Origin of the sequence: Alteromonas sp. DY56-G5 (assembly GCF_041414725.1) — a bacterium.
GTDB lineage: Bacteria > Pseudomonadota > Gammaproteobacteria > Enterobacterales > Alteromonadaceae > Alteromonas > Alteromonas macleodii.
Window position 1 is genome coordinate 1 of sequence record NZ_JANHZQ010000078.1, and the last position, 8980, is coordinate 8980.

At 41.1% G+C, this 8980-nt stretch carries 5 protein-coding genes and 1 pseudogene; 5 read left to right on the top strand and 1 reads right to left on the bottom strand.

The genetic code is table 11. The features are described from left to right. Positions 1-56 precede the first annotated feature (56 nt). From NO989_RS21040 to NO989_RS21060, 5 genes are all read left to right on the top strand, one after another. Positions 57-578 carry a GNAT family N-acyltransferase gene (locus NO989_RS21040; RefSeq protein ID WP_371343148.1) on the top strand — a complete coding sequence of 174 codons (522 nt, stop codon included), beginning with the start codon at positions 57-59 and terminating at the stop codon, positions 576-578. A 60-nt stretch (positions 579-638) separates the two neighbouring features. Then, complete coding sequence (locus NO989_RS21045) at positions 639-1370, top strand: excalibur calcium-binding domain-containing protein (RefSeq protein WP_371343149.1); 732 nt, start codon at positions 639-641, stop codon at positions 1368-1370. 83 nt (positions 1371-1453) lie between these two features. After that, on the top strand, positions 1454-2221 hold the full coding sequence (locus NO989_RS21050; RefSeq protein ID WP_371343150.1) for a hypothetical protein: 768 nt from the start codon (positions 1454-1456) through the stop codon (positions 2219-2221). Between the two features lie 892 nt (positions 2222-3113). After that, complete coding sequence (locus NO989_RS21055) at positions 3114-8162, top strand: RHS repeat-associated core domain-containing protein (protein ID WP_371343151.1); 5049 nt, start codon at positions 3114-3116, stop codon at positions 8160-8162. A 34-nt stretch (positions 8163-8196) separates the two neighbouring features. Next, entirely contained in the window at positions 8197-8709 is a 513-nt protein-coding gene (locus NO989_RS21060) for a hypothetical protein (RefSeq protein ID WP_069945748.1), read from the top strand. A 57-nt stretch (positions 8710-8766) separates the two neighbouring features. Here NO989_RS21060 and NO989_RS21065 read toward each other — a convergent pair. Next, positions 8767-8980 (bottom strand): annotated as a pseudogene (locus NO989_RS21065) (hypothetical protein); the annotation flags it as partial.

Here is an 8980-nt window from a genome sequence, read left to right on the forward strand (position 1 = left end):
GCAAGCCAGAGCCGATTATCGAGCAACTACTACCATGGCAGTTTACTAACCGCTAGGTGGGATTACCGGACGGATACGAAATAAACAGCCACGATGAACTTGCAAAGCACTATCTAATGTTCGATAGAACAGAGGGTGAATTTATAGGAACGTTCAGAATTATATTGGGTGCTGATTTGCCAATTGGTAAGCTCTTAGGGGAAGACCATATACTCCACCCGGCTCGAATAAATAACTACAGCAGCAACGGTGAAGTAAGCCGCTTTTCGTTACTTCGAAAATACAGAAACACCGGTATTACCCCCGCGTTAATTCTATTTGCTGGCTACACAGTCTCTTCAATGGGGTTGCATGGTGCATATATGGTGATGGAAAAAAGGCTTGCTAAGTTCATTACTTCAATAGGAGTTTCAGCGAGGAGATTAACTGAAGATATGCAGCTAAACGGCGTCCGTGCAGTGTATTACATCAGCTCGGCTGATGCACTTACACCGATTGCAAAAGATGTGGGTTGGAACAATGAAGCTTTGAATAAGACATTTGAAGCATTCCACCTTAAGCGCGACATTACCGCCTAATATAAATAAACAACGAATGGGGTTAAGGTCAATAAAGCCTATGCCCCTCAGAGGTAGACCATGCGATATTCCATTTTAATTATGTTTGTAACACTACTTGTGATTGATGCTAGCAATGCTGAGACCTGGAGAGGGTTAGAGGTTGCACCCGAGAACCGGTGCTCCCCCTTCGATAGGAAAAGCCAATACCCTTATCCCCAGTCTGTAGAAGATGAGATTGTCCGCTCAATGGGGGGGAAGGTATACGGCCCCTATACTGGAAGATACTTCAAGACAGATAGCGAAACAGATATCGAACATATTGTCAGTGTTTCTGAAGGGCATGATTCAGGCCTTTGTAAGGCTTCGCCAGAAGTGAGGATTGCTTTTGCTACAGACCCATTAAATCTAACTCTAGCAGCCCCTAACGTGAATCGATGTGGTGCTGGTGGTAAATGTGGCTACGACGGCGGAGAATGGCTACCGGAAAGAAATAAGTGTTGGTTTAGTCATAGTGTTGTTGCTGTAAGAAAAAAGTACGGCTTAACGATTGATAGAGCAGAGGCAACTAGCCTTGAAGAGGTTATGAGTAACTGCTCAAGTTTTGAAATGGTCTTTGAGGACATACACACTGAGCAAATGGACTTTGCTGCTAGTGGCGCCAGTAACCCCTTAGAGCGGTATGACACGAACAACAACGGCAAGATTACCTGTGCTGAAGCTCGAAGTCATGGCATTACCCCTGTTAAAAGAGGCCACCCAGCTTATGAGTTTATGTATGACAGGGACGGTGACGGCATTGTTTGTGAGTAAAAAGATTAATTTATGTCTGAAGTATAGTGTTAAGTTAGTTAATTCGAGAACAAATTTTAAAACGGCTAGAAAGGAGTCAGCTGGTGGATAAATCACTTGCTAAAGGATTAGTGAACCGGATCATGCGCAAACTGCATCATCAGTTTAGTGAGCCGGACTTTGTGGTTCATGGTAGCCATCGCAAACAATGCAAGGCAGTACTTGCTAGGTGTAAGGAACGTTCATCAGCCACACTGATTTCACAGCGCTTTAAAGATACAAAGAATTGGGAAGTTATATGGGGTGAATGGGTTTTGTTTTCTAGTAAGGCATCACTTAATGCGCCTCGCATGCCAATTGAAAGTTACGACAAAATTGCCTTTGATTTAACGTTTACTAATCCTAAAACGTCGATGGGCGCTGGCGTCTTCTTTGTAGAGCTTTCAAAACATTCGCTTGTAAGGCTCATTATGCGGTGCGGTCACGAGGTGAAAACGCCATCGGACCTTTGGAAATTTCTGCAGAGAATTACTCGCCAATTATTATTTGCCGCACTTGAATTGTCTCGTTATAACAGTGGGGCAAACGATGAGGGGTATACACTTGATGAATACAAAGCGATTGCTAACGGTTTATCTCCTCAAACACAGCAATACATTATTATCGATGGCTTTTATATACCCTTAAGCTACACAATTAAGCCGAATAAATTCGGCGGGGTTTCTCGAGTAGTGACAGTGAAAACGTTTATGCCGGAAGAGTACGAAAGCAGTAAACGGGCATTGGAAAACGAAAAGCCCTTAACACCTGGGCGTGATTTTTTCGATTACACCGATGTATTTCCATTTTTGAAAAATAATATCGGGAGCTAGCTCCATCTGTTCAAAAAAAGAGCGGCATAACGCGCATAGTATCGTATAATAAGATTGAACGTTGAGAAACGTCCGGCTATTTAAAATCGCAGTGATAAAAATTAAATAAAAATGAAAAAAGGGCAGTTCATAGCCCTCGCATCAAGCGCTAACAGACATCTGGTGAAAACCATGAACTCTATTAGTTACGATTTTATTGAGACCATGTTCTCAGTTGAGCCAATAATTGCTTACCTTGTCATTGCATACTTTTATTTTAGTAGGTTATGCAAAACAATTGAGGTGTACTGGCAAAGTAGAAAGTAATCGCTGGTAATTTTTAGCTATAAATTTCAAGCCCTCTTTATGAGGGCTTTTTTGTTCCTGTGACCCATCCTAAGTAATTTATAGAGGCTATTTACAGTGTCTAAATCACCAACTTTAATTGAGGGCCAGAGTTAATATTGCCCTGACATTTATGGGTGAAAGTTAGACCTGCTCTCTATTGCCCGGTACGCTAGAGTACAAGAGGTAAAATCTTCGAAAGTGATTTGAAGATTTGGAACGGTCTGGATAAGGCGTCAATTTGCTACGCTTACTTGTACTAACTCCCCTAATGTAAATATGTAGACCTAGAAGCTATGCACTTTGTAAAATTCTTATCAATGTAAAAAGAGTAAATATGAGTCCACGTGATGCTTTAAAGCTCTAGTTTCATAAGCCATTATTACTACTAGTTATCGCAAGCCTGTAGCGTTAGATATTCTTGAAATCCGAATGCGGAATCAACTCACTGCTGGTGTCTCATTTCTTTTTATCGCGCCTAGTGAAATAGTTCTTGTTTTTTTGCGAATATCATGCTCTTAATTATCAACTTCGACATTGGAAGTCTATATCTCAAAAAAGGAATTTTATGAACCACTCTTATTTTTCTGGTTTTAAAAACCTGCCTAACATAAAGCTTTTTATTATCATTTTCGCATTTATGGCCTTCTCTTCCGAGAGTAGCCAAGTCTCTACTAAATCGTCTGCTAAAGGTGAAGTTAGTGCAAGCGTAAGTGTCATCGATCCTGGAGGACCTGGGTTTGAAGATAGTATTGAAAATTATATTCCGCCCAAAACCTTCACGTATAATTTTAATGAGTTAAATAACGTTACAACCGATGTTCCCACACTGACAACTGAGCTAATGGGGGACCATATAGATCCCTATACTGGTACAGTTTCGTGGCAACATACAGATGTTTCCATACCCGGTAATTTCGACATAGATGTATCTTTAACTAGAACTTTGCACGACACAGGAAATTGGTTTGGCGCTACTAGGGAACTTGGCAATTGGAGCTTAGCCATTCCCCATGTTAGGACATCTTACGTAACTGAATTAGACGGAACTCTTACGTCAGCTAAGTTTGGAATTCAACCTGCATGGTATCGTAACGAGGCTTGCTCAGGAGGTCTCAATGCTAATCCCGACTTCCACAAGTTAATAAGAGAAGGAACGGTTAGATATAACTTCGAACTTAAGAAAGAAGATTATTGGCAAGGTGACACAATTAGTATTCCTGGGGTTGGCAGTCAAAAAATCTTACAGGATGGAACGGTTAAAAAAACAACTTCACTTTGGAAAATTGAATGCGTCGATGTAAATGGAGTAGATGGTTTTAGAGTTACACTTCCTGATGGAAAAGCTTATACATTCGGTAACCTTAAAAAATTAAAATCGTTTAAAGATGTTTTTCTTGTATCTATTCCAGCTTGTATTCCTCAATGTACGGTTCCTCCTATTAGCGGAGAAAGTCTACCTAACGAAAAAACCCGCATGCAGCTTGTGCATGCTTTTATGCAGGTTACTGAAATCCGAGATCGATTTGGCAACTGGGTAAAATACAGTTACGACACTAATGGTAACCTCGATAAAATCACATCATCGGACGCACGCACGATAGACGTCAGTTTTACCTCAGGAGCCGATGCACGTGTTCAGTCTGTAGTAGCCAATGGCAGGCAGTGGACCTATTCGTATGACGCCCCTACAGCAACTAATAATAGCAGTGTCTATAGGTTGAAAACAGTGACTCGCCCTGACTCCCGCAAGTGGCAGTTCGCATATCCAGATTCGAGTGCGAAATTCTGGAGACAAGACAGAATTGCCGAGAATACGCAAATTGACGGCGCTTTTGCCACAATGTGTTCGGCCGCTCTTAATGCCGACTTTATTACGATAACTCATCCAGGTGGAGCAGTTGGTAGTTTCGCATTAAAGGAGCGATGTGTAGGCCAAGCTGCTGTACCGAAGCTTCCTGAACATAACCACTTTGGACAAGGTGGTCCATATCAAAGTTATGAGCTTCAAATTTTTAGTCAACAATTTGTTCTTAGCAAAAAGACACTAAATCTCGGCGGAGGTACTATTTATCCTTGGTCGTATAATTATAGCGATATCAACGGATACTTTTATGGGGATACTAAACCAAACAATGCTACGTTAGAAATAGACGGCATGCCAACATATGCTGATGTGAGTTTTATCGAAGAAGATATTGCAGATGTTAACGCTACGTTGGTCTCCAATCCTGATGGAAGTCACAACTTGGCCGTTAGTGATCGGCGGTATGGATATCTCAACGGACAGCAATTATATAGTGCGACATACGATAGTAACTTTAATTTAGTGAGTTATTCTAAGTCATTATTTGCAGTTAGCCCAATCGATTACGGAAATACTAAAGAGTGGGTAAGTGCTATTCCAGAGTACATGACAAATCCTGTACCCCCACAATTTTCTGGGCAATATGCTTATGATAAGGCAATTTCTTCTAGTAAGCATATTCGATTAGTAGAGAAACATATTTCTTTACAAGACGAGGGCATCAGCACCGACTATAAAGAAATTTTCAGTAATTTTAATACTTACGAAAAGCCTCAATTGATTGAGCAGGACGGTCCGAGTGGTAATCGGCGAATTAAACAAGGGTTTGCGCACAACACTGCTACTTGGGTTCTCAATAAACCCACTACTGTAGATGTAAGTATAAATAACGAATCTTATAAGAGGTTATCAGAGTTAACTTATTATAGCGCGACCTCTTCTAACACTTCCTATCGGTTTCAAGTAAAAGACGAAAAGTACTTTGGAACAACACGTAAGACTTATTCTGGCTACCACAGCGCAACCGGGTCAAAAGGTCAGTTGCAGCATGTTGATTTGCACTTGAACACCTCTGGAGCCAAGCGACGAATAACCTTTGAAAATTACAAACGTGGCATTGCACAAACTGTTAGGGTCCCCAATCGTTATACAACCGGTACAATGTCAATGACGAAGGTGGTAGACAATAACGGCTGGGTTATAACGTCTACAGATTTCAATGGTACTTCTAATCGTTATAGGTACGACAAAGCTGGCTTAATTGCGGCAATGGACTTAGAAAGTGATACGTCTGTTAGTGATGGAAATTGGCGTGATCAGTTATTCAGCTATTCTTATCTAAGTAGTGGAGGTCTGGTTAGAACAACTCGACATTGTACCTTAAATGCTGCGATGGATGCTTGTAGTGGGAGTACTTCAATTACGACTACAGAAACGTTTGATGCACTCTATCGGCTGACGAAAAGAAGAATTAATGGAAGTGCAGAAGATCGATATCAACTATTTGATTACAATGCCAACAACCAGGTAACTTTTGAATCATTCAAAAGTGGAAGTAGCAGTGAGTCTCGTGGTACGACAAAGACTTATGATGCCATTCGCCGTTTGAGTACGGAATCAGTATCAGGGTTGGGCACTACTCAATACAACTATCTTGCAGACAACTCTCTAGAGGTTGTTGACGCCAATGGCAATTCTACAAAAATTTCGTATCGCTCTTTTGCGGCACCGAGTTATCAAACAACTACGATGATAGAGTCTCCAGAAAGAGTCACTACCGATATTACTTATGATACCTTTGCCAATGTAAAAAGTATTACGCAAAGTGGTGGCAGTCAGTCACAGACTGAAAACCGTTTTTATGATAGCAACAATAATCTTTGCTTAGTCTCGCGGAAAGATATTGGTAATGTTCGAAGCAGCTTCAATCTTTTGGGAGAACTTCAGTGGCAAGCTCATGGTACTGTGAGCAGCTGCTCGAGCTCAAAGCCGAGTTACGCAGTTGACTTTAGTTATGACAACTTGGGGGATTTACGCTATGTAAACTACCCCGATAGCTCTCCAGATATTGACTACACACTTGATAATGTAGGTAATATTAAAACTTTGAAAGCGGGCAGTGTAATTAGCAGTTACACTTACAACAATCAAAACTTAGTCGAAAGCGAGTCTGTTGTAATACCTGGACGCAGCGGAGCACTGAAAGTAGATTATCACTACAATAGTAATTTACATTTACGCGGTATCACCTACCCGGGAGGAAATCGAGTTGTCAACTTGACTCCAAATGCGTTTGGAGAGCCCACAAACATTAACCGTTCGGGAAGAACTTTTGCTAGCAATATAGACTTTTATCCTCATGGAGTCATAAAACAGTTTACTTATGGCAATAGCGTTACACACAACACCACGCTATTTGGTCAGAGTAACCTGCCGTCTCGTATGGCAGATATGAAGGGTACAACTCGCTTAGCATGGTTCGATTATACCTACGACAACAATGCAAACATAAAAAGTATCCTAGACGGCACTGACAGTGGTTATAACCTTACTAATTTAACATATGATGGGTTAGATCGCCTTAAGTCAACCACCGGAGGCTCAAAAGCAGGTAGCACCTCTGTAAGTTATGATGCATTAGGTAATATCACGCGTTTGGACACCCTTAATAGATCATTAATCTATTCTATTGATTCAAACCAAAATCGACTTAAAAGTGTCAGTTCTTCTGGAAGCAAAGCAAAAGCCTATGGTTACTTTAACTACGATACTCGTGGCAATATTATTCATAACAGTCACTTTAGTATGAGTTACAACTTGGCGAATCAGATGACTGCGGCGAACGGATTTTCATTTACCTATGATGGATTCAATCGCCGAGTAAAGTCTGCGAAGAGCGGGAGCACGGCATATTATCATTACAGTCAAGATGGAAAGCTTCTCTTCAGCGAGAGTAATGGCGTTTGGAAAAACTACATTTATATTGGAAGTCGTCTCATAGCAAAAGATTCTAGTTCATCAACAAGTTTTATTCATACTGATATTCTAGGCAGTACTACCGCGCAATCTAACAGTAGTGGAACACTTATTAACAACAGTCGACGACACTATAAGCCATTTGGGGATACTTATGAGACTGCTAGTAATGAAATAGGCTATGCGGGACACAAGTTCGATAGTGAATTGGGCTTAAGCTATATGCAGGCACGATACTATGATCCAGTTATCGGCCGGTTTTATTCGAATGACCCGGTAGATGCGTTGGGGCACATGCAACGTGGCAACAGCATTACACATGGTTTCAACCGCTATGCTTACGCTAATAACAATCCATATAAATATACTGACCCTGATGGGGAGTTCGTTCAATTTATAGTCGGGGCAGTTATTGGAGCTGCAACAACATATAATTCAATTAAAGATTCAGATATGAGTTTCGCTGAAAAAGCTGGGGCGATGGCAGTTGGAACTCTAGTCGGAGGTGCCTCAGGTGGTATCGGGACATTGATTAATATGGCAAAGGGAGCTGGCACGGTAGCATCATTGACAACAGGTGCGTTAGCGGGTGGAGGAAGCGAAGCCACAACTCAACTAATAAATCGTCAAGAAATGGACGGCGTCGCAATAGCTGGAGCAGCGTTAGAGGGAGCTGTAGCGGCGGTTAGCGGTAACGTTGTTGCTGGTGTTACAGTTCAAGGTAATGCGAAGTCTCAAGTAGCGCAAGAGGTTAAAGAGCAAGCTACTGCTATCGTGGAAACAGCAACTGCGGGTCTAGTACAAATGGGCGTCGATGAACTCCAAAAAGACTAATCGTTCAATCAATTAAAAATCATGAAGAGCAAAAATGACTGAAAAAAAGTATGTTAACGCTTGGTTTGTTATAAGTATTCTATCTATATTAGTTGGCATCTATATAAACTATGTTTTTATTGTAAAAGACGGTGGGGTTCCAAATAAAGCAGAGTTGACTATCATTAGTGGCCAACTCAATGCATTTGAGACTAAGAGCAACGGTATCAAATTTAAATTGAGTGGATTTGAACCTGCACTTATTGTTAAAACAAAAAAAGAGAATCTTAAATTATTGGAAGTTTTTGAAAACACTCAGGGTGATGCGCTGTTTGAGGTGTTGGTTGATGAAACGAAGGAAGAATGCCAGCAAAAACTGAGTTATTCTTGCTCTGTATGGAGCTTACAAATTGATGAGTCTCCGTTCTTAGATTACGGTACTTCGGCAAAACAAGTTCAAGAAACTAGTGATCGTATCAATATATTTTCAAAGGTTTTGATTGCTGTTGGAATTATCGGAGCATTTGCTTTGGCTTTGTATAAAGTAAAGTTGAACAAAACCAAATAAGGTAAATTGTGACTTTTGAATCCAACCACATCGCCTCGCACTCGCGGGGCCTTGTTTTTACAGAAGGCTGACGACTCGTTGAAATTCTACATTACGCCAATAGCCGAGTGACTTCTTGCCATTGGGCGTGATGCGTTCGAGGTAATCTGGAATATCAACTAGCTTTGTCGCAATATTGCTTCCGCTAATGCAATTTGGGGTTCTAGGGATTTTCCCCTCTAAAAAGACATAATCCTCTGTAGACCACACCAATAAATGGCTGCGGAGGTGG